This window comes from Leucobacter sp. CX169 (assembly GCF_017161405.1).
GTDB lineage: Bacteria > Actinomycetota > Actinomycetes > Actinomycetales > Microbacteriaceae > Cx-87.
The window spans coordinates 1421534-1447736 of the sequence record NZ_CP071051.1; the positions used below are offsets into that span (position 1 = coordinate 1421534).

Annotated in this window: 22 protein-coding genes; 15 read left to right on the forward strand and 7 right to left on the reverse strand. The window is 65.8% G+C overall.

The features are described from left to right. Positions 1–119: 119 nt before the first annotated feature. The 10 genes from uvrA (at position 120) to JW030_RS06445 (ending at position 11656) form a co-directional block, all read left to right on the forward strand. On the forward strand, positions 120–3032 hold the full coding sequence (gene uvrA, locus JW030_RS06400; protein ID WP_188045023.1) for an excinuclease ABC subunit UvrA: 2913 nt from the start codon (positions 120–122) through the stop codon (positions 3030–3032). Continuing rightward, complete coding sequence (uvrC, locus tag JW030_RS06405) at positions 3032–4957, forward strand: excinuclease ABC subunit UvrC (RefSeq protein WP_188044783.1); 1926 nt, start codon at positions 3032–3034, stop codon at positions 4955–4957. Before uvrA ends, uvrC begins: the two co-directional genes overlap by 1 nt. Next, the gene (rapZ, locus tag JW030_RS06410; protein ID WP_188044782.1) at positions 4954–5829 is read left to right on the forward strand and encodes an RNase adapter RapZ; all 876 of its coding nucleotides are present in this window, start codon (positions 4954–4956) and stop codon (positions 5827–5829) included. The genes uvrC and rapZ overlap by 4 nt, the downstream gene beginning before the upstream one ends. A 109-nt stretch (positions 5830–5938) precedes the next feature. Further along, positions 5939–6913 carry a DNA-binding protein WhiA gene (whiA, locus tag JW030_RS06415; RefSeq protein WP_188044781.1) on the forward strand — a complete coding sequence of 325 codons (975 nt, stop codon included), beginning with the start codon at positions 5939–5941 and terminating at the stop codon, positions 6911–6913. Between the two features lie 145 nt (positions 6914–7058). Continuing rightward, positions 7059–7688 carry a superoxide dismutase gene (locus JW030_RS06420; protein WP_188044780.1) on the forward strand — a complete coding sequence of 210 codons (630 nt, stop codon included), beginning with the start codon at positions 7059–7061 and terminating at the stop codon, positions 7686–7688. 133 nt (positions 7689–7821) lie between these two features. Next, positions 7822–8838, forward strand: coding sequence for a type I glyceraldehyde-3-phosphate dehydrogenase (gap, locus tag JW030_RS06425; RefSeq protein WP_188044779.1), 1017 nt, complete (start codon positions 7822–7824; stop codon positions 8836–8838). 46 nt (positions 8839–8884) lie between these two features. Beyond that, a complete protein-coding gene (gene pgk, locus JW030_RS06430) occupies positions 8885–10087 on the forward strand; it encodes a phosphoglycerate kinase (protein WP_188044778.1) in 1203 nt (400 codons plus the stop codon). Then, entirely contained in the window at positions 10084–10872 is a 789-nt protein-coding gene (tpiA, locus tag JW030_RS06435) for a triose-phosphate isomerase (protein ID WP_188044777.1), read from the forward strand. The genes pgk and tpiA overlap by 4 nt, the downstream gene beginning before the upstream one ends. Before the next feature lie 97 nt (positions 10873–10969). Next, positions 10970–11221 carry a preprotein translocase subunit SecG gene (gene secG, locus JW030_RS06440; protein WP_188044776.1) on the forward strand — a complete coding sequence of 84 codons (252 nt, stop codon included), beginning with the start codon at positions 10970–10972 and terminating at the stop codon, positions 11219–11221. Between the two features lie 69 nt (positions 11222–11290). Beyond that, entirely contained in the window at positions 11291–11656 is a 366-nt protein-coding gene (locus JW030_RS06445; protein ID WP_188044775.1) for an RNA polymerase-binding protein RbpA, read from the forward strand. Positions 11657–11750: 94 nt separating this feature from the next. Here JW030_RS06445 and pgl read toward each other — a convergent pair whose 3' ends face one another. From pgl to tkt, 6 genes are all read right to left on the reverse strand, one after another. Beyond that, a complete protein-coding gene (gene pgl, locus JW030_RS06450; RefSeq protein ID WP_241095590.1) occupies positions 11751–12470 on the reverse strand; it encodes a 6-phosphogluconolactonase in 720 nt (239 codons plus the stop codon). Continuing rightward, positions 12467–13492: a glucose-6-phosphate dehydrogenase assembly protein OpcA gene (locus tag JW030_RS06455; protein ID WP_188044774.1), complete on the reverse strand. Its 1026-nt coding sequence runs from the start codon at positions 13490–13492 to the stop codon at positions 12467–12469. Before JW030_RS06455 ends, pgl begins: the two co-directional genes overlap by 4 nt. Next, complete coding sequence (zwf, locus tag JW030_RS06460) at positions 13489–15015, reverse strand: glucose-6-phosphate dehydrogenase (RefSeq protein WP_188044773.1); 1527 nt, start codon at positions 15013–15015, stop codon at positions 13489–13491. The genes JW030_RS06455 and zwf overlap by 4 nt, the downstream gene beginning before the upstream one ends. Next, entirely contained in the window at positions 15012–16670 is a 1659-nt protein-coding gene (locus tag JW030_RS06465; RefSeq protein ID WP_188044772.1) for a glucose-6-phosphate isomerase, read from the reverse strand. The genes zwf and JW030_RS06465 overlap by 4 nt, the downstream gene beginning before the upstream one ends. After that, the gene (gene tal / locus JW030_RS06470) at positions 16667–17776 is read right to left on the reverse strand and encodes a transaldolase (protein ID WP_188044771.1); all 1110 of its coding nucleotides are present in this window, start codon (positions 17774–17776) and stop codon (positions 16667–16669) included. The genes JW030_RS06465 and tal overlap by 4 nt, the downstream gene beginning before the upstream one ends. 69 nt (positions 17777–17845) lie before the next feature. After that, positions 17846–19921, reverse strand: coding sequence for a transketolase (gene tkt, locus JW030_RS06475; protein WP_188044770.1), 2076 nt, complete (start codon positions 19919–19921; stop codon positions 17846–17848). A gap of 165 nt (positions 19922–20086) precedes the next feature. Between tkt and JW030_RS06480 the strand changes: the two genes are divergently transcribed. Beyond that, positions 20087–21016: a heme o synthase gene (locus JW030_RS06480; protein WP_188044769.1), complete on the forward strand. Its 930-nt coding sequence runs from the start codon at positions 20087–20089 to the stop codon at positions 21014–21016. 269 nt (positions 21017–21285) lie between these two features. Here JW030_RS06480 and JW030_RS06485 read toward each other — a convergent pair whose 3' ends face one another. Further along, a complete protein-coding gene (locus JW030_RS06485) occupies positions 21286–22224 on the reverse strand; it encodes a heme A synthase (protein ID WP_188044768.1) in 939 nt (312 codons plus the stop codon). A gap of 274 nt (positions 22225–22498) precedes the next feature. Between JW030_RS06485 and sufB the strand changes: the two genes are divergently transcribed. The 4 genes from sufB to sufC are packed head-to-tail and all read left to right on the forward strand — an operon-like array spanning position 22499 to position 26201. Then, complete coding sequence (sufB, locus tag JW030_RS06490) at positions 22499–23917, forward strand: Fe-S cluster assembly protein SufB (protein ID WP_188044767.1); 1419 nt, start codon at positions 22499–22501, stop codon at positions 23915–23917. Then, positions 23917–25104, forward strand: coding sequence for a Fe-S cluster assembly protein SufD (gene sufD / locus JW030_RS06495; RefSeq protein ID WP_188044766.1), 1188 nt, complete (start codon positions 23917–23919; stop codon positions 25102–25104). The genes sufB and sufD overlap by 1 nt, the downstream gene beginning before the upstream one ends. Continuing rightward, a complete protein-coding gene (locus JW030_RS06500; RefSeq protein WP_188044765.1) occupies positions 25105–25437 on the forward strand; it encodes a non-heme iron oxygenase ferredoxin subunit in 333 nt (110 codons plus the stop codon). Beyond that, positions 25434–26201 carry a Fe-S cluster assembly ATPase SufC gene (sufC, locus tag JW030_RS06505; RefSeq protein ID WP_188044764.1) on the forward strand — a complete coding sequence of 256 codons (768 nt, stop codon included), beginning with the start codon at positions 25434–25436 and terminating at the stop codon, positions 26199–26201. The genes JW030_RS06500 and sufC overlap by 4 nt, the downstream gene beginning before the upstream one ends. Positions 26202–26203 lie beyond the last annotated feature (2 nt).

A 26203-nucleotide genomic window follows, 5' to 3' on the forward strand; every position in this document is an offset into this window, starting at 1 on the left:
AGTAACGGGGGAAGAGCACACCGGCGACACGATCGAACACACTTTCGAATCTCAGCTTTGGCCCATAGGATGAACGGGTGAGCATTCAGCCCCCAGCAGCCCCCGTTCGTTCCAGTTCGATGCACTCGGAAATCAGCGTCCAGGGCGCACGCGTCCACAATTTGCAGAACGTCGACGTCGCGATCCCGCGCGACTCTCTGGTCGTGTTCACCGGTCTCTCGGGCAGCGGCAAGTCGAGCCTCGCGTTTGACACGATCTTCGCGGAGGGGCAGCGCCGCTACGTTGAGTCGTTGAGCGCGTATGCGCGTCAGTTCCTCGGCCAGGTGGACCGCCCCGACGTCGACTTCATCGAGGGATTGAGCCCGGCGGTCTCGATCGACCAGAAGTCGACGAACCGCAACCCGCGCTCGACGGTCGGCACCATCACCGAGATCTTCGACTACATGCGCCTGTTCTGGGCGCGAGTCGGCATCCCGCACTGTGCCGTCTGTGGCGAGAAGATCTCGTCGCAGACCGTCCAGCAGATCGCTGATCAGCTGATGGAGCTACCCGAGCGCACCCGGTACCAGGTGCTCGCTCCCGTCGTGACGCAGAAGAAGGGCGAGTTCGTCGACCTGTTCACGGAGCTCGCGGCGAGCGGATATGCCCGCGCGGTCGTCGACGGCGAGGTCATCCAGCTGTCGGACCCGCCGAAGCTGAAGAAGCAGATCAAACACTCCATCTCGGTCGTCGTCGACCGCTTGGTCGCGGGCCCGGACATGCTCGGCCGACTCACCGACTCGCTCGAGACCGCGCTGCGCCTCTCCAACGGCATCGTCGAGATTGACCGGATCGACCTCGATGCGAAAGATCCTGCACGCAGCCGCCTCTATTCCGAGAAGCTCTCGTGCCCGAACCAGCACCCGGTGCAGCTCACCGAGATTGAGCCGCGCACATTCTCCTTCAACGCTCCCTTCGGCGCCTGCCCGACCTGTTCAGGACTCGGGACGAGCATGTCGGTCGACGACGAGCTGGTGCTCGGCGATCCGGCACTCTCGATCGACGAGGGTGTCATCATCCCCTGGACCAGCCAGGGCAAGAGCCTGTATCAGTACTACGAAAAGCTACTGGCCGCGCTCGCACGCGACCTCGAGTTCGACCTATCCACGCCCTGGGGTGAGCTGCACGAAGAGGTCCAGGAGGCCGTCCTGCGCGGCAACAACTTCAAGGTCAACGTGCGCTGGAAGAACCGTTTCGGCCGCGAGGTGAAGTACTCCTCGGGGTTCGAGGGCGTCATCCCGTTCATCGAGCGCCAGTACGCGGAGGCCGAGTCGGACAATCGCCGCGAGCGTTGGGCGGAGTTCCTGCGTGAGGTTCCCTGCCATGCGTGCCAGGGGCAGCGCCTCAAGCCCGAGGTCCTGGCGGTGACGATCGACGGCAGCTCCATCGCCTCCGTGACTGAGCTCAGCCTGCTCGAGGCCCAGCGCTTCTTCCGGGATGTCCAGCTGACCGAGCGCGAGGCGAAAATCGGCGCGCAGGTGCTCCGCGAGATTCGCCTGCGCTTCGACTTCCTGATCGAGGTCGGCCTCGGTTACCTGACGCTCGCCCGCGCCGCAGGCACGCTTTCCGGCGGAGAGGCGCAGCGGATCCGGCTCGCGACACAGATTGGCTCAGGCCTGACCGGCGTGCTGTATGTGCTCGACGAACCCAGTATCGGCCTGCACCAGCGCGATAACCGACGCCTCATCGATACGCTCATGAAACTGCGCGAGCTCGGCAACACCCTCATCGTGGTCGAGCACGACGAAGACACGATCCGAGCGGCGGACTGGATCGTCGATATCGGCCCCGGGGCCGGAGTCGAGGGGGGCACAGTTGTGCACTCCGGCAGCTACGCCGACCTGCTCGCGAACAAACGGTCACTCACGGGTGACTACCTCGCCGGCCGGCGCAGGATCGAGGCGCGGCACGCGCGGCGTCCGATCGAACCGGGCCGCGAGCTGACTGTCGTGGGCGCGCGCGCAAACAACCTCCAGAACGTCGACGCGACGTTCCCGCTGGGAGTCTTCGTGGCCGTCACCGGCGTGAGCGGCTCGGGAAAGTCGAGCCTCGTCAACGACATCCTGTACAAGGTTCTCGCGAACCAGCTCAACGGCGCGCGTCTCGTGCCCGGGCGGCACACCCGAGTGCTCGGCCTGGAACACCTCGACAAGGTCGTGCATGTCGATCAAGCGCCGATCGGCCGCACGCCGCGCTCGAATCCCGCTACCTACACGGGTGTGTTCGACAAGATCCGCAATCTGTTCGCCGAGACCCAGGAATCGAAGATTCGTGGGTACCTTCCGGGCCGCTTCAGCTTCAACGTGAAGGGCGGCCGCTGCGAGGCCTGCTCGGGCGACGGCACGCTCAAGATCGAGATGAACTTCTTGCCGGACGTCTACGTCGCGTGCGAGGTCTGCGGCGGTTCTCGCTACAACCGCGAGACGCTACAGGTGAAGTACAAGGGCAAGTCGATCTCTGAGGTCCTCGAGATGCCGATCGCCGAGGCAGAGCAGTTCTTCGAGCCGATCTCCTCGATTCACCGATTCCTGAAGACCCTGGTGGATGTCGGGCTCGGCTACGTGCGCCTCGGCCAGAGCGCGACCACACTGTCGGGTGGCGAGGCACAGCGCGTTAAGCTCGCGACTGAGCTGCAGAAGCGGTCAAATGGACGCAGCCTGTACGTCCTTGACGAGCCGACGACTGGCCTCCACTTCGAGGACGTCCGCAAGCTCCTGATCGTGCTGAATGGCCTCGTGGAGAAGGGCAATAGCGTCCTGACCATCGAGCACAATCTCGACGTCATCATGGCGGCCGACTGGGTCATCGATCTCGGCCCGGAGGGTGGATCCGGCGGCGGCACGGTCCTCGCGACCGGAACGCCCGAGGCGCTTGCGCTGGTTCCCGAGAGCCACACCGGGCGCTTCCTCGCGGAAATGTTTGCGCGCGACGGCATTGATCCGGCGCAGAGTGTCTCGCCGAAGAAGCGCGCGGGCCGGCCCAAGAAGTCGTGATGGCCGAAACCGACCACCGGGCGAGTTTTCGGCCGGCGCAGGGAGAGATCCCGACCGCGCCCGGCGTGTACCGGTTCTCGGACAAGTACGGGCGCGTGCTCTACATCGGCAAGGCGAAGAACCTGCGCCAACGCCTCGCAAACTACTTCCAGCCGCTGCATGCGCTGCAGCCGCGCACCCAGCGCATGCTCATGCTCGCGCAGCGTCTCGACTGGACGGTCGTGGCGACCGACACGGAATCGCTCGTGCTCGAGCACACTTGGATCACGGAGTTCAGCCCGCCCTTCAACGTGCAGTTCAAGGACGACAAAACGTACCCGTACCTGGCGATCACGCTCGCGGACGACGCACCGCGCGTACTGATCACGCGCAACGAAAAGATTCGTGGCGCGCGCTACTTCGGGCCGTACCCGAAAGTATGGGCACTGAAGGAGACGGTGTCGCTGCTCCAGCAGGCCTTCCCGGTGCGCACCTGCAACGAGGCTGACTACCGGCGCGCGATTTCGTCGGGCCGACCCTGTCTCGCTGGGCAGATCGGGCGGTGCCACGGTCCCTGCTCGGGGAAGGTCAGTTTCGAGGAGCACCGGGAACGGATCGAACAGCTCGTCGCCTTCCTCGCGGGGAACGACGGCGTGCACCTGCGTGAGCTGCGTGAGCAGATGCAGGAGGCGGCACGCGAGCAGCATTATGAGGAGGCCGCCCGGCTGCGGGACCAGGTACAGGCGGTCGAGCACGTCCTTGAGCGCAACGCGGTGGTGCTCCGCACCGATGTGAACCTCGACGTATTCGGGCTGCGTCATGACGAGCTCTCGGCCGCGGCCCACCAGTTCATCATCCGTGGCGGCAGGGTGCGTGGCGAGCGCAGCTGGATCGTCGATGTCGAACTCGACGATTCCCCTGGAAGTTTGCTCGAGCAGGTCGTTCAGTCAGCGTACGAGGGTGACCACGAGCCGCCCGGCGAGATCTTGGTGCCGACGCTGCCCGACGACGCTTCGGCGCTCGAGGACGCGCTGTCACTGAAGCGCCCGGGCAGGGGTCGCGTGCGTCTCCGCGTGCCCGAGCGGGGAGACAAGGCGCAGCTCATGGATCGTGCGGTGCTCAACGCGGGGGAGCACCTCATTCGTTCGAAGCTCAAACGAACGGCGGATCTCGCGGCCCGCAGCGACGCCCTCGCTGAGTTGCAATCCGCCCTCGGGATGACCGAGGCCCCGCTCCGCATCGAGTGCATCGACGTTTCGCATCTGCAGGGCACGGGCGTGGTGGCGTCCCTCGTGGTCTTCGAAGATGGCCTCCCCGCGAAAGGCGCGTACCGGAAGTACCGCATCGAGCAGACGACCGACGACACCGATTCGATCTACCAGGTGGTCAGCCGTCGGGCCGCTCAACTCCGCCAGCTTCAAGACGCCGCAGAGCTCCCGGTGAGCCGCTACCGCGACCGGCCGCAACTGCTCATCGTCGATGGCGGCGAGCCGCAGGTGAAGGCCGCGGCACGCGCCCTCGAGGAGCAGGGAATCACCGATGTCGTGCTCTGCGGGGTCGCGAAGCGTCTCGAAGAACTGTGGCTGCCGGGGGACCCGTTCCCAGTAATCCTGCCTCGGTCGAGTGAGGCACTGTTTATGGTGCAGCGCGTCCGCGATGAGGCGCATCGATTCGCGATTACTTTTCAGCGTCAGACTCGGAAGGCGAGCATCTCCAGTCAGCTTTCCGAGATCCCGGGACTCGGTCCCAAGCGCGTGAAGGCTATCCTCAGTCACTTCGGCTCGGTCGCCAGACTACGGACGGCCAGCCTCGAGGAGATTGCCGCGGCGCCCGGGGTGGGAATGCAGCTGGCGGCGTCAATAGTTCGGCATCTTGGCAGCCCGAGTGAGGGTACGCTAGAGGACGACCGCACCACCCAGACGCCGGACGAGGAGGACAGCCCGTGAATGCCTTGCAGTCCGAGCAAGAGATCCTGATCGTGACCGGCATGTCGGGTGCCGGTCGGAGCACCGTCGCGAACGCGCTCGAGGACCTCGGCTGGTACGTCGTCGACAACCTGCCGCTCCCGATGCTCAAGACGTTGGCCGACATGGCAGACCGCTCAGGGGGAGCGTTGCCGAAGATCGCCGCGGTGGTCGATGTTCGCGGCCGCGACCTCTTCGACGACATCCAGCAGACGGTGCGAGACCTTCGGGCGAACGCTACGGTCCGCGTGGTCTTCCTCGACGCGACCAACGACGTCCTCGTGCGTCGCTACGAGGCTGTCCGTCGCCCGCACCCGTTGCAGGGAGAAGGCACGCTCAGCGATGGGATCGTGCTCGAGCGCGAACGGCTGCAAGAACTGCGCGCCTCGAGCGATGTAGTCATCGATACCTCGCGCTTCAACGTGCACGAACTCTCGACCGCGACCCGCGAACTGTTCTCCGACGACGACACCCCCGGGCTGCAATTGTCCGTGCAGAGTTTCGGCTTCAAGTATGGCTCTCCGACCGATGTGGACATCGTTGCTGACATGCGATTCCTCCCCAATCCGTTTTGGGAGCCGGAGCTACGTGCACGTACGGGCGTCGATCCCGAGGTAAAGTCGTACGTGCTCGCGCAGGAGGGTGCCGCAGAGTTTCTCGACCACTATGTGGCCGCACTCGCCCCCGTTTTTGCCGGGTATCAGCGAGAGAACAAGCGGCACGCTTCGCTCGCAATTGGTTGCACCGGCGGTAAGCACCGCTCGGTTGCCATGGCACGGGAGCTGGCAGACCGCCTCGCGGCGCTGCCTGGGGTGCACGTGAGCGTGCGCCACCGCGACCTCGGTCGCGAATAATCCCACGGGCAACGCTCGCCCGACTATTCTTTGCCCTACGGATACTCGTGGGGCTCAAAATGATGTTCCGGGCCACCCGGAACAAACCCATGTGAGAGAGGAAGCCGCAGTGTCACCGACGGCCGACGTGAAGACCGAACTCGTGCAGTTTGCTGCCGCAAAAACCAGCGTTCGAGTCGCAGAAACGACGACCGTGCTCCGCTTCTCTGGCGGTTTGCACACCATCTCGGGCCGGATCGCGCTCGAGTCCGAACTGCACACGCCGCAGATCGTTCAGCGTCTGCGCCGGGCGCTTGCAGAGCTCTACGGCGTTCGCTCCGAAGCGATCCAGCACCACCCCGCCAGCACCCGTCCGGGCGCTCCCGGATTCTTGGTCCGCGTCATGGACGGCGAGACCCTCGCGCGCCAGATCGGCCTGCTGGATGGTCACCGTCGTCAGATCCGCGGATTGCCGAACCGGCTCACCACCGGTGGGCGCGAAGAGCTTGCGGCCATCTGGCGCGGAGCATTCCTGGCCCGTGGCACCCTGACTGAGCCCGGCCGCTCGGCCAGCCTGGAGGTCGTCTGCCCGTCGAACGAGGCCGCGATGGCCCTCGTTGGTGCGGCCGGACGCCTGGGCGTTCCCGCGAAGAGCCGCGAGATCCGCAGCATCCACAAGGTGATGGTGCGTGATGACGAGGCGATCGGTCGCATGCTCGGCCTGATGGGTGCGCCTCAGGCCCTCGCTGCCTGGGAAGACCTGCGCAAGCAGCGCGAGACCCGCGCCACCGCGAACCGACTCGTGAACTTCGACGACGCGAACCTTCGCCGTTCGGCGCAGGCTTCCGTCGCCGCCTGCTCGCGCGTTGAGCGTGCACTCCAGATTCTCGGCGACGAGGTGCCCGATCACCTCCGCTATGCCGGAGATCTGCGGCTCGCTCACCGCGAGGCCAGCCTCGATGAGCTCGGCGCGCAGGCGGATCCGCCGCTCACGAAGGATGCCGTGGCAGGACGCATTCGCCGCTTGCTCGCGATGGCCGACAAGGCGGCGGAGACCCAGGGCATCCCGGGGACCGACGCCGGGCTTCCCGACGACATGAGCTAACGGCGTCACGCACCCTCGTGCGAGAAACGGCCGGACACCTGGATTATTCCGGGTGTTCGGCCGTTTCTGTGCGCTCGAAGCGAACCCATTTGGATAGGCATCGCGATAGGGTGGAAGGACACTGAATTAAAGGAGAAACGGCATCATGGCTGCGTACACGCTCGCTGAACTTCCCTACGACTACTCCGCTCTTGAACCGCACATCAGCGGCAAGATCATGGAGCTGCACCACGACAAGCACCACCAGGCCTATGTGACCGGCGCGAACGCCGCAGTCGACGCTCTGGCTGAAGCCCGCGAGAGCGGCAACCTTGCAAACGTGAACAAGCTTGAGAAGGACCTTGCGTTCAACCTCGGCGGTCACGTCAACCACACCATCTTCTGGAACAACATGTCGCCGGACGGCGGCGGGCGCCCCGAGGGTGAGCTCGCATCGGCTATCGACGAGTTCTTCGGCAGCTTCGAAAAGTTCCAGGCACACTTCACCGCGACCGCGATGGGCGTGCAGGGCTCCGGCTGGTCGGTCCTCGCATGGGACTCGCTGGGACAGCGCGCGAACGTCGTGCAGATGTTCGATCAGCAGGGCAACCTCCCCGCTGGAACGGTTCCGCTTCTCATGCTGGACGTATGGGAGCACGCGTACTACCTCGACTACCTCAACGTCCGCGCTGACTACGTCAAGGCATTCTGGAACATCGCGAACTGGCAGGACGTCGCGAAGCGGCTCGAGGCCGCGCGTACGCAGTCGAGCGGGCTGATTCAGCTCGGCGCATAGTACTTCGCGGGTCGGTTCCAGTTTCTGGGGCCGGCCCGCTTTGCTTTCGGCGGAAACCCGCCGATCGGTCGCCAGGGCATCCGCCCGGCGGCATCGTCATGTAACACTCACCTTCGAGTTGAAAGGCACGTGAATGGGCACACGTATCGCAATCAACGGATTCGGCCGCATTGGTCGAAACTTCCTCCGAGCTTCTCTGGCACAGGGGGCTGATCTCGACATTGTGGCGGTGAATGACCTCACCGACACGAAGACGCTGGCACACCTATTGAAGTACGACTCGGTCGGCGGTGTCCTCGATGCCGAGGTCACGCACGACGAGTCGAGCATCACGGTGAACGGCGATCGTTTCGACGTCTTCTCTGAGCGCGACCCGAAGAACCTTCCTTGGGCAAAGCTCGGCGTCGAGATCGTGATTGAGTCGACCGGTCACTTTACGAAGGTGGAGGATGCGTCGGCGCATCTCGCCGCGGGAGCGCGAAAGGTGCTGATCTCGGCGCCGGCGTACGGTCCCGCTCCGACGATCGTGATGGGCGTGAACGAGGGCGTCTACGACCCCGCGAACGATCACGTCATTTCGAACGCTTCCTGCACGACCAACTGCCTCGCCCCTCTCGCGAAGGTACTGAACGATGCGTTCGGTATTGAGCACGGAACGATGATGACGGCACACGCCTATACAGCGGATCAGGTGCTGCAGGACAGCCCGCACCGCGACCTCCGACGCGCGCGGGCTGCAGCGGTGAATATCGTCCCCACTTCGACCGGCGCTGCACACGCCATCGGCCTCGTGCTCCCCGAGCTCAGCGGAAAGCTCAACGGTTCCTCCTACCGGGTACCGATTCCCGCGGGTTCCATTGTCGATTTGACCGTGATCACGCGCGACGGGCTGACCGTCGAGGAGATCAACGCTGCCTACCTCGCGGCCGCTGGCGGTTCGCTGTCCGGTATCCTGCAATACAGCGAAGATCCGCTCGTATCGTCAGATATCGTGCAGAATCCCCACCCAACGATCTTCGACTCGGGCCTCACGAGCGTGAGCGGCCCGCTTGTCAAGGTTTCGGCCTGGTACGACAACGAGTGGGGATACTCGAACCAGCTCGTGGACCTGGCTGAGTACGTCGCGGACACGTTGCCTGCGACGAGCTAGTCAGCGTCCCGTTTCATTTCATTTCCGCAGAAGGAGTGCTTTCGGCATGCGAACCCTCGAATCTCTCGGTGATCTCAGCACCCAGACGGTCATCGTCCGATGTGACCTCAACGTCCCGCTTAGCGACGGTGTCATTACCGACGACGGCAGGATCCGGGCGTCACTCACGACGATCCGTGAGCTCACCGCAACCGGTGCGAGGGTTGTGTTGATCAGCCACCTCGGGCGTCCCGCTGGGGCGCCCGAGGTGCGGTACTCCTTGCGCCCCGTCGCCGCGCGTCTCGCCGAACTGCTCGACGCTCCCGTCGCATTCGCCGCCGACACCGTCGGCGACGAGGCCCGAAAGGCAGTGGCTGGCCTCGAGGCGGGCCAGGTAGCGCTCCTCGAGAACTTGCGCTTCTCGCCGGGGGAGACGAGTAAGGACACAGGCGAGCGGCACGCGTTTGCCGCGAAGCTCGCCGAGTTTGGTACCGCATTCGTCTCAGACGGGTTCGGCGTCATGCACCGCCGACAGGCCAGCGTCACCGAACTCGCTGAGATCCTGCCCTCCGCTGCGGGCCGTCTCGTGCAGGCCGAGCTGGAGGTGCTCGAACGCCTGACGGTGTCGCCCGCACGCCCGGCAACGGTGGTCCTCGGGGGCTCGAAGGTGTCCGACAAGCTCGGAGTCATCGCGCACCTGATTGAGCGCGTCGACACGCTGCTCATCGGTGGCGGCATGCTCTTCACTTTCCTTGCGGCACAGGGATATCGCGTGGGCGCGAGCCTGCTCGAATCCGACCAGATCGAGACGGTGCGGGGGTATCTCGCCGAGGCCGAGCGCCGCGGCGTCCGGATCGTGCTGCCGACCGATGTCGTCGTGTCAGAGGCGTTCGCCGCCGATGCCGCGCACGAGATCGTCCCGGCGCATGACATCGAGTCGAGCGCCTTCGGCGCTGCCGGCATCGGTCTCGACATCGGTCCCGATTCCGCTCGTGCGTTTGCGGAGGCAATCATGGGATCAGCGACGGTGTTCTGGAACGGTCCCATGGGCGTCTTCGAGATGCCCGCATTCGCGAACGGTACGCGTGAGGTCGCGCGCGCCCTCACCGAAACAAGCGGCTTCACGGTCGTCGGTGGCGGTGATTCCGCGGCCGCCGTGCGCGCACTCGGATTTGCCGATGATCAGTTCGGCCACATTTCTACTGGCGGCGGCGCCAGCCTCGAGTTCCTCGAGGGAAAGCAGCTGCCTGGACTGGAGGTACTCGCGTGAGTAATGCACGTGTCCCGCTGATTGCGGGCAACTGGAAGATGAATCTCGACCACCTGCAGGCGATCGCATTCGTGCAGAAGCTGTCGTGGGGTCTGGGTGACGTCAAGCACAACTACTCCGACGTCGAGGTGGCGGTCTTTCCGCCGTTCACTGACCTTCGCTCAGTGCAGACTCTCCTTGCCGCCGACAAGCTCGCCCTGCGCCTCGGTGCGCAAGACGTGTCGCCGCACGAGTCGGGCGCGTATACGGGCGACATTGCCGCGCCGTTCCTCGCCAAGCTCGAGGTCCACTATGTCATCGTCGGGCACTCGGAGCGCCGCGCGGGCCATCACGAAGACGACGCGATCGTGGCGGCAAAGGCCGTCGCGACCAGCCGCGCGGGCATGGTACCGGTCATCTGCATCGGAGAGACCGCGGAGGACCTCGAACTGCATGGCGCGTCGGCTGTCCCCGTCGCCCAGCTCGAAGCGTCGCTTGCGGGACTGCCCGAAGGCGCGGAGTATGTCGTGGCGTACGAGCCTGTCTGGGCGATCGGCAGCGGCCAAGCGGCGACTCCCGCACAGGCGCAGCAGGTCGCTCGCGCGCTGCGCGAGAAGATCTCCGAGTTGCGCGGAGAAGACGATGCCCAGCGCGTTCGCGTGCTCTACGGCGGCTCGGTCGCCAGCCAGAACATCGCGGGCTTCATGTCCCAGCCCGACATCGATGGCGCACTCATCGGTGGAGCAAGCTTGAAGATCGACGAATTCACCCGCATCGTGCAGTTCAGAAAGCACGTCACGGCGTAGTTCACTGCCCGTCGCCCGATGATTGCGTCGGGCGACGGCTATACTAGGTCAGTGGCGCGCTGCGCCGCTCTACACTTCCACGAAAGGGTTCCCCGACGTGCTCCTCGTTTTCCAGGTGATTCTGCAGGTGCTGCTGGTCATCACCAGCCTCCTGCTCATCCTGTTCATCCTGCTGCACAAGGGCCGCGGTGGCGGCCTCTCCGACATGTTTGGTGGCGGCATGATGTCGAGCCTTGGGTCGTCGGGCGTCGCAGAGCGCAACCTCAACCGCATCACGATCGTGGTCTCGATCACGTGGTTCGTGTCCATCGTGGGACTGGGCCTCATCGCCCGTTTTAGCGTTTTCTAAACGCACGTAACACTTTCGCCGTTCGCCGTCGTTTCGGCGCATCCGCATCATTAGAGGGAGAGTCTCCGCATGGCTACTGGGAGCAACGCAATTCGTGGGGCCCGCGTCGGGTCAGGTCCAATGGGCGAGAAGGATCACGGATTCCACGCCGAGCGCAACGCGGTCTCGTACTGGGACGCACTCGGCAACGAGACGATTCGCCACTTCTCGTCGGACGTTCCTGACGAGGAGATCCCCGACCAGATCGATTGCCCGCAGTCCGGCCTGCCCGCTGGTCGCGACAAGGAGAACCCTCCGAGCCTGTCCAAGCCGGAGCCCTACAAGACGCACCTCGCCTACGTGAAGGAGCGACGTACCGAGGAGGAGGCCGTCGAGTTACTCGAAGCCGCCTTGCAGAAGCTTCGCGAGCGCCGCGGTACGGCAAAGCGCGCCTAGCGTACTCGCTGTCACTCAGCCGACGCGCACCCTGGCCCTCGGGCCGCGGTGCGCGTCGGCTTTTTGGTCGGCGCAGCGCTTGTGCGCGACCCCACTATGACGTACTGAGCGCCTCGGTGTCCGCCCAGAGGACCGTCTCGACGAGACCCGAGATCCGTGCGGCTGGGAGCGGCTCCGGACCAGGAACGCGAATCTGCGCAACTGCTTCGGCTTTGCCCGCGCCAGCCGCAAGCAGCCACACCCGATCCGCTCGCCGGATGGCGTCGAGCGTGAGCGTCACGCGCTCGGGGGGCGGCTTGGGGGAGTCGCGGACGGGAAGTGCCGACGGCACGCCTAGCCCGTCGAGCAGGAGGTCGTCTCGTCCGGGGAAGAGCGACGCGACGTGCCCGTCCGGGCCGACTCCGAAGAGAGCCAGATCGATGCGCCCGAGCGAATCCACAATCGACGCGTACCGCTCGGCGGCCGCGTCAAGGCTGAAACCGGCGTCCGAGGCGTCAACGCGATGCACCAGCGCAGGGTCGAGCGGAAGCGCACGTAGCAGCGCGTCGTCCGCCTGGAGCTCGTTGCGTTCCGCGTCGCCTGCGGGCAGCCAGCGCTCGTCCCCCCAGACCAGTGCGACGCGCGACCAGTCAACGGCGCTCACGGTTGCGTCACGCGCGATCGCCGCGAGCGCGGCAATACCCATGCTGCCGCCAGTCAACACGAATACCGGCACCCGACCGTCGCGCTGTACCTCGACGAGCACGCCGAGTGCGGCGGTGGCTATCGAGGCGGCGAGAGCCTCCTGATCCGGTGCAGTCTCGAGGCGCATCATGCGAGTCCCTCCGGCAGAATCAGGATGTCGGTGGTGGGGTCTCCGAGCAGCAACGGGACCCCCTCGGTGACGACGCGCTGATAGAGCTCGTCTGGTCGGAGCAGGCGGAGGTCCTCCGCGAGGCACTCCCGAAGCGGGCGGCGCGGAAGCGGCACCTCAAGCCGGGGGTGCCCGGGCTGCTCGATTGCGACGAACGCGCCGTGACTACGCGTAATTGAGATGTCGCCGTCGGGGGAGTGGATGACGACTGAGTGAATACCCCATGTGACGCCGGCGTCGAAGGGCATCTCGCGCCGGTGGACGGGCACGCCGAGCTGCAGCCGCAGCCAGGCCGCGAGCAGCGTGGTGGACGACGAATCGGGGGTGCCACTCACGGTCACATCACTGATCGTGCAGTGCGGGGCATTATCGAGTGCCGCGGCGAGCTGCGCGCGCCAGAGGGTGAGGCGGGCCCAGGCGAGGTCGGTGTCGCCCGGCTGCGAATCGTGCGCCAAGGCGCGGAGGCGATCGGCCGGGTCGAGAAACGCTCCCGAGTCGGTAATCCTGCGCTGCGCAAGGCGGCCGAGGGGCGTCTCCGCGGCGTGATCGGGCCAGATATCAGACCACCACACGACGACCGGCGCGTCCGGGAGCAGCAGCCCTGACACGAGCCGGTCGGGCGCCGCCGCGACGGCGCCTCGCGGGAGCAGTACGATGACCTCGCTCGCGCCGGCATCGCCGCCCACACGAATCTCCGCGTCCAGACCGTCTTTGGGCTCACGGGGCACGAGGGCGAGCTGCGAGACCCCCGGGCCAGGCCGCCCGCCGGGCTCGATGCCCGGAAGCGCGATCAGGATGACGCGCATCGGGTGCTCGCGAGAGGCGAAGTTCGCCGCCTCGATTGCCTCTTCGACTCCGTCCAGCGTGCACGGAATGACGAGGGTGAGCACGCGGCCGAGGGTAGTCGCGCCGCCCTCGATGCGCAGCGCCACCATTCGTCGGCTGAGCCCGCTAATCGTGGTGTCGGAAATCGTCTCGATCATGGTCGCCTCCAGACGCGGCCGTCACGGGCAAGCATTGCGGCGGCCCCCTCCGGGCCCCAGCTTCCCGACGCATACTGCTCGGGTGCTCCGGTGCGACGCCACTCGGCTTCGATGGGGTCAAGAATCCGCCAGGAGAGCTCCACCTCGCGCTGCCGTGGGAACAATGGCGGCTCGCCGAGCAGGACGTCCAGGATCAGACGCTCGTAGGCTTCGGGGCTCGCCTCGGTGAAGGCGTGGCTATAGCCAAAGTCCATCGTCACGTCGCGCAGTTGGTTTCCGGGGCCCGGAACCTTCGAGCTGAAGCGCGTGGTCACACCCTCATCGGGCTGGATCCGGATGACGAGGGCGTTGTTTCCGAGCGCCTCGGGAGCGACGATCGCAAAGGCGGGCTTCTTGAAGACCACGGCAATCTCGGTCACGCGTCGCGCGAGCCGCTTGCCGGTGCGGAGGTAGAAGGGGACGCCGCGCCACCGCGGGGAGTCGATACCGAGAGTGATCGCGGCAAACGTCTCGGTCCGCGAGTCGGGTGCCATTCCGTCCTCCTCGACAAACCCCCGGACATACTCGCCGCCCTGCCAGCCGCTGGCGTACTGACCGCGAGCGGTCGAGGCGGCAAGGTCTTCGGGCAGCACGACTGCACCGAGGACGCGCTCCTTCTCGACCCTGAGGTCGTCTGCTCCCAGCGAGGCTGGCTGTTCCATGGCGGTGAGCGCAAGGAGCTGCAGCAGGTGATTTTGGATCACGTCGCGCGCGGCCCCAATGCCGTCGTAGTAGCCGGCCCGCCCGGCGACCCCGATGTCCTCGGCCATCGTGATCTGTACGTGGTCGACATACTCCGAATTCCAGATTGGCTCGTACATCACGTTTGCGAACCGCAACGCGAGGATGTTCTGCACCGTCTCTTTGCCGAGATAGTGGTCAATGCGGAAGACATGCTCCGGGGGGAATACGGCGTCGATGGCCCGTCCGAGCTCCTGCGCACTCGGCAAATCGTGACCGAACGGCTTCTCGATGACGACGCGCCGCCAGGCGTCATCGTCGGCTTCGGCGAGGCCTGCGTCACGCAGGTGCCCGCCCACGACCTGGAAGGAGCTGGGCGGCACCGAGAGGTAGAACGCAGTGTTTCCACCGGTGCCACGTTCCCTACGGAGGTCCTCGAGCACGACCCGCATGCGGGCGTACGCCTCAGCGTCTTCGAACGAGCCGTTGACGAAGCGAATGCCCGTGCGGAACTGCTCCCACACGTCAGCGTCGAACTCGGTACGAGAATGCTCCCGTACCGACTCGCGGACGACATCGACGAATTGTTCGTCCGACCATTCGCGCCTGCCGAACCCGACGAGCGCAAAGCCTGGTGGGAGGAGCCCGCGATTTGCGAGGTCGTAGATCGCCGGGAGAAGCTTCTTGCGAGCGAGGTCGCCCGTGACACCGAAGAGGACGATCGCACAGGGGCCAGCAACCCGGTCAAGACGAACGTCTCCCGGCGAGCGCAGGCGATTCTCCGCGGACGGAGTTTCGCTCATCGGGCCGACCCCGGCAACGCCTGGAGCGCGGCGCGCAGCGCACGCACCCCGCTAAGCGGGTCGGCAAGCCGCAGCGAAACGACTGGCCGGCCACGCTCGACGAGCACGCTCGCGTCACCGGCGGCCTGCGCCGTCAACAGCTCGTGATAGCTCTGCGCGGAGCCGGGGATGGCCAGGTCTTCCCGCACCTCGTCGGTGAGCTGCAGGAAAACGCCCACTGCGGGACCGCCCTTGTGCAGCTGGCCGGTGGAGTGGAGGAATCGCGGGCCCCAGCCGAGCGTGACCGGCACGTCGAGCCGTTCGGCGAGCTCTTCCCGCAAACCTTCGAGCTCTGGCGCCAGCGGGGATCCTGCGTCGAGGTAGGCCTGGACCGCGAGATAGCCACTCGCGGGAAGCTGGGCAAAGAGCTCTCTCCATACGGACGTCGCGTCGGCGGGCAACTCACCGGCGGGGGCGCGCAGGATCGCAGCGCCAGCGACGTCGCTCAGGGGGCCCAGCACCGGCTCATCACGAACGCCCTGCCCGAGCAGCGCGCGGGTGGCCGTCTTCGCGGACTCGACGTCGGGCTGGTCGAACGGGTTGATGTTCATGAGACGGCCCAGCACGGCGGTCGCGGCCTCCCAGCAAAGGAACTGGGCGCCGAGGGGCCCAGCAAGGCGGTCGCCACTCGCGTGTGAGGGAAGGGGCGATACCGAAACCAGCTGTGCGGTTGACGGGAGATGCCCGACGGTCTCGGGTGAGCCCGGGTGGACCGCCACCGGCAGCACGCCGAGGCCGAGCTTCCCCGTCGACTCTGCCACGAGCTGCTCGATCCAGTCGGGCAGGCCCCAGTCGGTCGCAGCGTCGCTGTGCGCGCCTCCGGGTTCGGCGCCTGGTGCAAGCACGAGCGCGAAGCGGCTGGGGAGTCCCGCGTAAAGTGCGGCCGCGAGGCGGAGCGCCGGATTCTCCTCTGAGTCAAGCGCGAGTCCGCCGAGGCACGCGGTGGCCTCGGCCAGGAGCGCCCGAATGTTCGCGCCGGCAAGACCGGAGGGGACGAGCCCAAACGCCGTGAGTGCGGAGTAGCGTCCGCCGACGTGCGGGTCCGCGAGAAAGACGCGGTTCCCGCGCTCCCGCGCTGAGGCCTCGAACGGCGAGCCGGGATCGGTGACGACGATGATCCTGGCGGCAGGGTCAAGCCCCTGAGCGACAAACGCCGCCTCAAATGTCTCGCGGTGGCTCTGCGTCTCAACCGTCGATCCCGACTTCGAGCTCACGACGAGTGCGGTGCGCGACAGGTCGGTTCCGAGGGCTGCGCGCACGCGGGCCGGGTGCGTCGAGTCGAGGACGATAAGGGGGACGCCGTAGCGGCGGGTGATGACCTCGGGTGCCAGGCTCGAGCCGCCCATTCCGCTCAGTACGATGCGGTCGACGCCGGCGGAGGCGAGCTCGTCGCGCAGCGCCTCAATATCGTCGATGAGTGCTTCGGTGGAACCGGCGAGGCCCGCCGGGCGGACCCAGCCCAGACGGACAGACGCCTCGGGCTGCGCCGCGGGCCCCCAGAGCGAGTCGTCCGCAGCGAACAGGCGGCTTGCCACGCGATCGCGGATCAGCGCGGCGAGAGCCTCGTCTGCCGCGGCCGGCGCGGCCAGGGTGAGCGCGAGTGGCGCCGGAGTCACTGTGCGCCCTTCAGCGCGGTATCAACCATCTCCACCAGCTCGTCCCATGACGCGTCGAACTTGGCGAGGCCCTCGACCTCCAGCAAATCGGTCACCTCGGTGTAGTCGATGCCCACGCCGTCCAGAGCGTTGAGGTGCGCGTTCGACTCGGAGAAGGTGCCTGAGATGGTGTCGCCCCGGACCACGCCGTGGTCGGCCGTTGCCTCGAGGGTGCCGGCGGGCATCGTGTTGACGACGCCCTCCGCGACCAACTCGACGACGTAACGCGTGTCGGGCAGGCTTGGATCCTTCACACCGGTTGACGCCCACAGCGGCCGCTGCGAGTTTGCGCCCGCAGCCAGTAGCATCCGGGCCCGTTCGCTCGCGAAGGACTCCAAGAAGATCTCGTATGCAAGGCGGGCGTTGGCGATTCCCGCGTCGCTGCGCAAGGCGAGCGCCTCGTCCGTGCCAACCTCGTTCAGACGGCGGTCCACCTCGGTATCGACGCGCGAGACGAAGAACGAAGCGACCGAGTGGATGCCGTCGAGCGGGATGCCCGCGGCGCGCGCCTGCTCGAGGCCCGTGAGGTATGCGTTTGTGACGGCGCGGTAGCGCTCCAGGCTGAAGATGAGGGTGACGTTGACGCTGATGCCGGCGGCGATCGCGGCAGTGATCGCGGGCAGCCCCTCTTTGGTTGCCGGGATCTTGATCATCGCGTTGGGACGGTTGATCCGTGCCCACAACTCTTTCGCCTGCGCGACCGTTCCCTCGGTGTCACGAGCGAGCGACGGAGCGACCTCGATCGAGACGCGTCCGTCGTAGCCGTGTGTCCGCTCGAAGATCGGCTGGAACACGTCGCACGCGTCGGAAACGTCGCGGGACATGAGCTCGAAGATCGTCGCCTCGGTACTCATGCCCGCAGCGCGGGCCTCTGCGACGCCCTCCGCGTAGGCCTGACCGTTCGCAAATGCGCCAGCGAAGATCGTCGGGTTGGTGGTGACGCCCACCACATCGCGCGTCTCGATGAGCTCAACAAGGTTTCCACTGTCCAGCCGCTCGCGCGACAGGTCGTCGAGCCAAATGCTGACGCCAGCGCGGCTGAGCAGTGCGGTGGGGGAGTCATTCATGGTGTTTCTCCTCTTGCTGAGCGGAATCGAGAATCAATCGTTGCGTGACGCGGTGGGCGACGAGCCGAGCTAGCTCGCGATGGACTCGCGGGCCGCGGCAACAACGGCGTCGGTCGTGATGCCGAACTCGCGGAACAGCGTCTCGTAGTCGGCCGAGGCACCGAAGTGCTCGATCGACACCGAGCGGCCGCGGTCACCGACAATGCCTGTCCAGGTCAGGGCAAGCCCGGCCTCGACGCTGACGCGTGCGGTCACGGCCGCGGGGAGCACCGATTCGCGGTACTCGGCGGTCTGCTCGTCAAACCACTCGAGGCAAGGCGCCGAGACGACGCGGGCCCCCACGCCCTCGGCGGCGAGACGCTCGCGGGCCTCGACCGCGAGCTGCACCTCGGAACCGGTGGCGATCAACAGCACGTCGACCGAGTCTGTGGGTGAATCGACGAGCACATAGGCGCCCTTGCGCGCACCCTCGGCCGAGGCGAAGTCGCCCCCGCGAGGCAGCACCGGCACGTTCTGGCGGGTTAGCGCGATGCCGGTGGGACCAGCGTGGCGCGACAGGATCTCGTGCCAGGCAACGGACACCTCGTTCGCGTCCGCGGGGCGCACCATGGCGAGGTTCGGAATCGCGCGCAGCGTCGCAAGCTGCTCAATCGGCTGGTGGGTCGGACCGTCCTCGCCGAGGGCGACCGAGTCGTGCGTCCAGACGAAGATGCTCGGCACGTTCATGAGCGCCGCGAGACGGACCGCGGGGCGCATGTAGTCGCTGAAGATGAGGAAGGTGCCGCCGTAGCTGCGGGTCTTCCCGTGCAGCTGAATACCATTCAGGATCGCGCCCATGGCGTGCTCGCGGATGCCGAAGTGCAGCACGCGGCCGTAGGGATCGCCGCTCCAACTCGAGGTGGAGTGGTTCACCGGCACGAACGAGGCCGCGTTCGGGATGGTCGTATTGTTCGATCCTGCGAGGTCGGCGGAGCCACCCCAGAGCTCGGGCATGATCGGGCCGAGGGCCGCGAGTACCTTGCCGCTCGCCGAGCGGGTGGCGACGCTCTCACCGGGGGTGAAGGTCGGCAGCGCAGCGGCCGCCTCGGCGGGAAGTTCCTGCGCCTCGATGCGGTCGAACAGCGCCTTGCGCTCGGGGTTCGCCGCGGCCCACGCGTCAAAGCCAGCCTGCCACTCGGCGCGCGTCTGCGCGCCTCGGGTCAGTGCCTCACGGGTGTGGGCGATGACCTCGGGCTCGACGACGAAGTGCTGCTCGGGGTCGAAGTCGAGGGCGACCTTCAGCCCGGCGAGCTCTTCGGCTCCGAGCTTCGAGCCATGGATGCCGCCGGTGTTCTGCTTGCCCGGGCTCGGCCACCCAATAATCGTGCTCAGGATGATGAGCGAGGGCTTGCCCGTCTCAGCCTTCGCGGCCTCGATCGCGGCGTTCAGCTCGCGGACGTCCTCGACGTAGGCGCCGGTGCGCTTCCAATCGACGTGCAGCACCTGCCAGCCGTAGGCTTCGTAGCGCTTCGCGACGTCCTCGGAGAACGAGATATCGGTGTCGTCCTCGATCGAGATCTGGTTGCTGTCGTAGATCGCAATGAGGTTGCCGAGCTCCTGGTGCCCGGCGAGCGACGACGCCTCGGCGGTCACGCCCTCCTGGAGGTCTCCATCGCCGGCGACCACGTAGATATGGTGATCGAACGGGCTCGTCCCGGGCGCTGCCTCGGGGTCGAACAGGCCGCGCTCGTACCGTGCGGCATAGGCGAAGCCGACGGCAGAGGCGAGGCCCTGGCCGAGCGGTCCGGTCGTAATCTCCACGCCGCGCGTGTGGCCGTACTCGGGGTGACCCGGGGTCTTCGAGCCCCAGCGGCGCAGCGCCTTCAGATCATCAAGCTCGAGGCCGTAGCCACCGAGGTACAACTGGACATACTGCGTCAGCGACGAGTGGCCCACCGACAGGATGAAGCGGTCGCGGCCGATCCAGTCGGTATCGCTCGGGTCGTGGCGCATGACCTTCTGGTGCAGCAGGTACGAGACCGGTGCGAGGCTAATGGCGGTCCCAGGATGTCCATTGCCGACGCTTTCGACAGCGTCAGCAGCGAGCACACGAGCGGTATCTACCGCTCGGTCGTCGCGTTCATCCCAGTGCAGTTCGTTCGACAATTCGTCAGCCTCTCCGGACGTGTTGGGGGAGGGGGCTGCCCGAGCTCGGTCTGCCCCCGAAGTTCACCGCAAACCAGACTACCGTGCATGGCGCCCTCGACGCCCCTGTCGACGCGCGCATGCGCTCAGGTTGCGCATCCCTCGCCTGGCGTAGACTGTTTCGCGATGTCATCCGAGACCTTGTCCCCGCGTCGTCCCTCCGCTTCGACTTCCTCGACACTCGTGCGTCGCGTGAAAGCGTATGTCGCTTTAACGAAACCACGAGTGGTCGAGTTGCTGCTGGTGGTGACGGTTCCGGCCATGATTCTTGCGGCGCACGCGCTGCCAAGCCTCTGGCTCGTTTTGGCGACGCTGATTGGCGGCGCGATGAGCGCCGGCTCGGCAGGCGCGTTCAACTGCTACATCGATCGCGACATGGACCGCTTGATGAAGCGGACCAGCAAGCGTCCGCTCGTCACGGGGGAAATCTCGGACCGCAACGCGCTCATCTTCGCGTGGGTGCTCGGCATCGCCTCGATCGTGTGGCTCTGGCTCACCACGAACTGGCTCGCCGCCGCACTCTCGCTCGCCGCGATCCTGTTCTATGTCGTCTTGTACACGCTGATTCTCAAGCGCCACAGTGAGCAGAACATCATCTGGGGCGGCCTGGCCGGCTGCTTCCCCGTGCTCATCGGCTGGGCCGCCGTCACCGAGAGCCTCTCGTGGCCGCCGTTCATCCTCTTCCTCATCATCTTCCTCTGGACACCGCCGCACTACTGGCCGCTCTCCATGCGGTACCGCGACGACTACGCCGCGGCGGGTGTGCCGATGCTCGGCGTCGTCCGCGGCCGCATTACGGTCGGCCTGCAGATCATCCTCTACACCTGGGCGACGGTCGTCAGCTCGTTGCTGTTGATCCCCGTCGCGGACATGGGCTGGACGTACACGGCCGTGGCGTTGCTCGCGGGCGGCTACTTCATCGTCGCGGCGCATCGGCTCTACAGCAGCGCGATTCGCGGTGCCGAGGGCAAGCCGATGCAGCTTTTCCACGGCTCGATCACGTACCTGTCGGTGCTGTTCCTCGCGATCGCGATCGACCCGCTACTGCCCTTCTAGCCGTCTGCGCAGGATCCAGGCGTCTCCCTTCGGGAGGCGCCTGTTCTGTTTCTGGGTCACCGCTCCGCAGCGCTCGGAGCGTCAGCTCGACAGCCATCACTGCGTTCGGCACTCGGAGCTGACTCAGTTCCCTTCGCCGGTCCGCTTCCGAGATCTCCGTGGCGCCGAGGGAACTCGCGACGGTTGCGAGTTCGCGCCCATGGGATGCGCAACGAGGCGAGGGTGGGTAGCCCAACGGCCACCCACCCTCGCCTGGACGAGCCAGCGTGCTAGGCGACGATCGTCACTCGCACCCGCTGGCGCGTCTCGACGAGCATGAGGAACAGGGCCGAGGCGAGCAGGCAGGCGAGCACCATATGGATGCCCACGAGCAGCGGAGGGAGCGCCAGGCGGGCCTGCGCGATGCCGACCATGATTTGGAGGGCCATAACCACGAGCGCCCAACCCGCAAAACGCTGCACTGAGTGCGCACGCTCCTGGTACGCCAGGAAGCAGACCAGCGCGGTGAAGAAAAGCGTCGCGTAGGCGGGCGCAACGTGAAGCGTCTGCACCACGGCAGAGTCGAGTCCGTTGCGCGCAGCGCCGCCGTCGCCGGCGTGGGGGCCCGATCCGGTGAGGAGCGTGCCGACCACGACCGTAATCATGCCGACAATGGTGGCGATCCAGGCGTTCTGCAACAGGGGCGCGGAGACCGCCAGTGCGCGCGGGCCGCCCGGCTCGTACGCGCGCTTCACGAGGAGCGCGGCGAGCATGACGAGGACGACGCTCACGAGGAAGTGCACGCCGACGACATACGGGTTCAGGTCCGACAGCACCGTGATCCCACCCAGGACTGCCTGGATCGGGATGCTGAGGGTCGGGACAACGACTAGCCAGAAGAGGTCGGGGCGTGCCTTCCGGAACTTCCAGAGCGCGATGAGCGCGAGAATGGCCACGATTTCGAGCAGGAAGAAGAGCGTCCGGTTCCCGAACTCAATGTAGGAATGAATGCCCATTGCCGGGTTGTGCACGAACGAGTCCGCGGTGCATTTCGGCCAGGTGTCGCAGCCGAGGCCCGATCCGGTCAGTCGCACGGCCCCACCGGTGGCCACAATGAGGACCTGGGTGACGAACACCCACCACGCCAGGATCCTGATGCGGCGGGGGAGCCGGGGAGCAGGTTCGTGCGCCGAGGTGGCGGGTGTGGGGCGGACGGTGGCATCAGGCACGATTGCTCCTTAGGCGCGACGGGCCAATCTGAACGCGTAAAAAGACGCGCACGGCAGACCCTCCCTTTTTCGCGGGAATTCTGTAGAATGGGAAGCTGTGGCAGTGGCTCGATGACCCGTTCCTTCCGAAGGGAAGAAATTCGCGTGTCCGGCCGTTGTTTAGATTACTGCACTGTTGCGGAGAACCCGGTGTGCGCTACGCGCCGAGCTGGGTCGGATCCCTCCGACTCAGTGCGGGTTGCTCCCCCCAGCGAGATCCAGAAGAGGGAAGAGGATGCCAGACGTTCTGATTGATCGTCCTGAACTCGAAGGTTTGGGCACATACGAATTTGGTTGGCACGACTCGGATATCGCTGGTGCCACCGCGAAACGCGGACTCAGCGATGCCGTCGTGAAGAACATCTCCGCCTTGAAAGACGAGCCGGCGTGGATGCTCGAGCGTCGCATGAAGGCGCTGCAGATCTTCGGCCGGAAGCCGATGCCCACTTGGGGTGCGGACCTGTCGGGGATTGACTTCGACAACATCAAGTACTTCGTTCGTTCGACTGAGAAGCAGGCGACGACCTGGGAGGAACTCCCGGACGAGATTAAGAACACGTACGAAAAGCTCGGCATCCCCGAGGCGGAGCGTCAGCGCCTCGTTGCCGGCGTTGCGGCTCAGTACGAGTCCGAGGTCGTCTATCACCAGATCCGCGAGGATCTGGAGGAGCAGGGCGTGCTCTTCCTCGACACCGACACCGCGCTGCGCGAGCACCCCGAGATCTTCCAGGAGTACTTCGGCAGCGTCATTCCGTCGGGCGACAACAAGTTCGCGGCCCTGAACACCGCTGTGTGGTCGGGTGGCTCGTTCGTGTACGTCCCGAAGGGTGTCCACGTCGAGATCCCGCTGCAGGCGTACTTCCGTATCAACACGGAGAACATGGGCCAGTTCGAGCGCACGCTGATCATCGCCGACGAGGGCAGCTACGTGCACTACATCGAGGGCTGCACGGCCCCGATCTACAGCTCTGACTCGCTGCACTCGGCGGTCGTGGAGATCATCGTGAAGAAGAACGCTCGCGTTCGCTACACCACGATCCAGAACTGGTCGACGAACGTCTACAACTTGGTCACGAAGCGCGCGATTGCTGAAGAGGGCGCCATCATGGAGTGGGTCGATGGCAACATCGGCTCGAAGGTCACCATGAAGTACCCCTCGATCTACCTCACCGGCGAGCACGCCAAGGGCGAGACGCTCTCGGTCGCCTTTGCCGGCCCCGGCCAGCACCAGGACGCGGGCGCCAAGATGGTGCACCTCGCCCCGCACACGACGTCTTCGATCCTGTCGAAGTCGATCGCGCGTGGCGGCGGCCGCACCGGCTATCGCGGCGAGATCCGCATTGAAGCTGGCGCGCACCACGCCGCCAACTCGGTGGTCTGTGACGCATTGCTCGTTGACCGCATCTCTCGCTCTGACACCTATCCGGCGATCGACATTCGCACGGACGACGCGGTGCTCGGGCACGAGGCGACGGTTTCGCGTGTGAGCGAAGACCAGCTCTTCTACCTCATGAGCCGCGGAATGACGGAAGAAGAAGGCATGGCAATGATCGTCCGTGGCTTCATCGAGCCGATCGCCCGCGAGCTCCCCATGGAATACGCCCTCGAACTGAACAAGCTCATCGAGATGGGCATGGAAGGATCCGTCGGATAATGACGATCGTTGATACGACCGCCGAGACCGCACAGCACGGCCTGAAGGCGCACTCGGACGGCGGATGGGATCGCAAGGTGCCCGTGCAGACGCGTTCCGAGCGATTCACCTCGACCGATGTTGCAGACTTCCCGATCGTTACGGGTCGCGAGGCGAACTGGAAGTTCAGCCCCATCAAGAAGCTCGACGCGCTCCTGAACGGTGAGCTTGACGGAAGCCGCACCCCGGTGACCGTTTCCGAGGCCGAGGGCATCTCGCACGAATGGATTGCTCGCGATGACGCCCGTATCGGCCGCGCCGGCACCCCGGAGGAGCGCGGCGCAGCCGCTGCTTGGTCGGCGTTCGGCGAGGCTCTGCTCATCACCGTGAGCGGTGAAGAGGAGAGCACCGTCGTGGTGACCCGAGACTCACTCGGGACCGCCGCTCGCGCGGCGCACCTCGTCATCGAGTCGACGCCGTTCTCGCGCGGCCTCGTCATCCTCGAGCACACGGGCGAAGCCCTGCTCTCGGAGAACGTCGAGATCGTGCTGGGCGACGAGTCCAAGCTCACCGTGGTTTCGGTGCAGCAGTGGGGCGACGCGGCAACGCACCTGTCGAGCCACTACGCCACGATTGGCCGCAACGCTGAGCTGACCCACATCGTGGTGTCGCTGGGCGGCGAGACCGTTCGCCTGAATCCGTCGTTCCACCTCGATCACGAGGGAGCTGGCATCGAGGCACTCGGCGCGTACTTCGCCGACGCCGGTCAGCACCTCGAGCAGCAGGTCTACGTCGACCACCTCTCGCCGCACACGCGCAGCCGCGTCACCTACAAGGGCGCGTTGCAGGGCGAAGGAGCGCGCACCGTCTGGATCGGCGATGTGCTGATCCGGCGCAGCGCCGAGGGCACCGACAGCTACGAGCAGAACCGCAACCTTGTGCTCTCACCGGGCACCCGTGCGGACTCGATTCCGAATCTGGAAATCGAGACCGGAGACATCGAGGGTGCCGGCCACGCCAGCGCCACCGGCCGGTTCGACGATGAGCACCTGTTCTACCTCATGAGCCGTGGCATCTCGGAGGAGGAGGCACGCAAGCTCGTCGTGCGTGGCTTCCTGCTCGAGGTCATCAACCAGATCGGTCACCCCGCAACGGAGGCGCGCCTGCAGGCAGCAATCGAGGCGGAGCTCGAAGAGGGCGTGTACTAGATGGCGCGCACCCAAGTGCTGCCGGTTGCCGACCTCGTGCAGGATCAACCCATCAAGGTTGAGCTCGGCGGAGTCGACATCGCGGTAGTGCTCGACAATCAGGGTGAGGTGCACGCGATCGGGGACACCTGTTCGCACGGCCAGATCAGCCTGTCTGAGGGATTCATCGAGGGTGACACGCTCGAGTGCTGGGCCCACGGCTCGGCGTTCTCGCTGCGCACCGGCGTCCCGCAGAACCTGCCGGCCTACGAGCCGGTTCCCGTGTACGTCGTCGAGATCGAAGACGGATACGTGTACATTGACCCCACTGTTACGAAAGAGATCACCACATGAGTTCCGTTCTTGAGATCAAGGACCTGCACGTCAGCGTTGAGACCGATCAGGGAATGAAGCAGATCCTGCGCGGCGTCGACCTCACGATCAAGCAGGGCGAGACGCACGCCGTCATGGGCCCCAACGGCTCGGGCAAGTCGACGCTCGCGTACACGATCGCCGGCCACCCTCGCTACATCGTTGACAGCGGATCGATTCTGCTCGACGGCGAAGAGGTCACCGAGATGAGCGTTGACGAGCGCGCCAAGGCGGGGCTCTTCCTCGCAATGCAGTACCCGGTCGAGATCCCGGGCGTCACCAACGCCAACTTCCTGCGCACCGCCAAGACGGCCATCGAGGGCGAAGCGCCCGCGATCCGTGGCTGGATGAAGCAGGTTCGCGGCGCCATGGAGAACCTCCGCATGGACTCGTCCTTCGCGGAGCGCAACGTCAACGAGGGCTTCTCGGGCGGCGAGAAGAAGCGCAACGAGATCCTGCAGATGGAGCTCCTCACGCCGAAGTTCGGTGTCCTCGACGAGACCGACTCGGGCCTCGACGTCGACGCGCTGAAGATCGTTTCTGAGGGCGTCAACCGCGCCAAGGACAGCACCGGTCTCGGCCTGCTGCTCATCACGCACTACACGCGCATTCTCCGCTACATCAAGCCGGACTTCGTGCACGTGTTTGTGAACGGCAAGATCGCTGAGCAGGGTGGCCCCGAGCTCGCAGATCGTCTCGAGTCGGAGGGCTACGACCGCTTCCTGACCGAGGACGCGCAGGCCTAATC

Coding starts and splice junctions, on each gene's coding strand:
- gap (WP_188044779.1), top strand. CDS start 7,822: ATGGGCACACGTATCGCAATCAACGGATTCGGCCGCATTGGTCGAAAC.
- JW030_RS06420 (WP_188044780.1), top strand. CDS start 7,059: ATGGCTGCGTACACGCTCGCTGAACTTCCCTACGACTACTCCGCTCTT.
- JW030_RS06500 (WP_188044765.1), top strand. CDS start 25,105: ATGGCGCGCACCCAAGTGCTGCCGGTTGCCGACCTCGTGCAGGATCAA.
- sufB (WP_188044767.1), top strand. CDS start 22,499: ATGCCAGACGTTCTGATTGATCGTCCTGAACTCGAAGGTTTGGGCACA.
- JW030_RS06455 (WP_188044774.1), bottom strand. CDS start 13,492: ATGATCGAGACGATTTCCGACACCACGATTAGCGGGCTCAGCCGACGA.
- uvrA (WP_188045023.1), top strand. CDS start 120: ATGCACTCGGAAATCAGCGTCCAGGGCGCACGCGTCCACAATTTGCAG.
- uvrC (WP_188044783.1), top strand. CDS start 3,032: ATGGCCGAAACCGACCACCGGGCGAGTTTTCGGCCGGCGCAGGGAGAG.
- JW030_RS06445 (WP_188044775.1), top strand. CDS start 11,291: ATGGCTACTGGGAGCAACGCAATTCGTGGGGCCCGCGTCGGGTCAGGT.
- JW030_RS06480 (WP_188044769.1), top strand. CDS start 20,087: ATGTCATCCGAGACCTTGTCCCCGCGTCGTCCCTCCGCTTCGACTTCC.
- pgk (WP_188044778.1), top strand. CDS start 8,885: ATGCGAACCCTCGAATCTCTCGGTGATCTCAGCACCCAGACGGTCATC.
- pgl (WP_241095590.1), bottom strand. CDS start 12,470: ATGATGCGCCTCGAGACTGCACCGGATCAGGAGGCTCTCGCCGCCTCG.
- sufD (WP_188044766.1), top strand. CDS start 23,917: ATGACGATCGTTGATACGACCGCCGAGACCGCACAGCACGGCCTGAAG.
- tal (WP_188044771.1), bottom strand. CDS start 17,776: ATGAATGACTCCCCCACCGCACTGCTCAGCCGCGCTGGCGTCAGCATT.
- sufC (WP_188044764.1), top strand. CDS start 25,434: ATGAGTTCCGTTCTTGAGATCAAGGACCTGCACGTCAGCGTTGAGACC.
- zwf (WP_188044773.1), bottom strand. CDS start 15,015: ATGAGCGAAACTCCGTCCGCGGAGAATCGCCTGCGCTCGCCGGGAGAC.